This window comes from Vibrio sp. 811 (assembly GCF_033339195.1).
Window position 1 is genome coordinate 1 of record NZ_JAWOUB010000577.1, and the last position, 614, is coordinate 614.

Genomic DNA, 614 nt, shown 5'->3' on the forward strand with positions numbered 1-614 from the left:
GCAACAATGGCTTCACTTGACTTTGAATGCGACAGCGTTTGAATCTCTCCCAAACTCGTTGCAGTTAGCTCTGCTCAGTACGCAGATTGAGCCTCACGCTGACGCGTTCAAACGCCTATTTGGTCAGTTACCGATCCTCAGCAAATTACAACCTCTGGAACATAGCGAGACGCAGCGCAATACCTTAATGCTGACGCTAAACAAACCAAGCGCATCACTTTGTTTGTGGGTAAGTGAAGGTCAAAGCGTTTTAGTTGATGCGCTGCCGCCATGCTCGTCGCAACTGACTCAGCATATTGCCCTTCCTGTCTGGCTAAGCCTTGGCAAAACGCACCTGGACTTAAATCAATTCCATTCGTTAGAGCTTGGAGACGTGATCTTTTTTGACCAATGCTACATCGCCCAGCAACAAGCGATTTTTCAGGTATCCAATAAGAATCTGTGGCGTTGCCAGCTTGAAGACAACACCCTCTACATCATTGAGAAAGAAACCAATATGAATGACGTAAACACATCCGAAACACTCACAGACCACCAGCAACTGCCTGTGGAACTCACGTTCGACATTGGCCACCAAACCGTCACGCTGGAGCAACTCAACCAACTGCAACCGG

Annotated in this window: 1 pseudogene; it reads left to right on the forward strand. The window is 48.0% G+C overall.

Annotation, left to right across the window (positions count from 1 at the left end):
• A pseudogene (gene vscQ / locus R7Q46_RS28185) lies at positions 1-614 on the forward strand (SctQ family type III secretion system cytoplasmic ring protein VscQ); the annotation flags it as partial.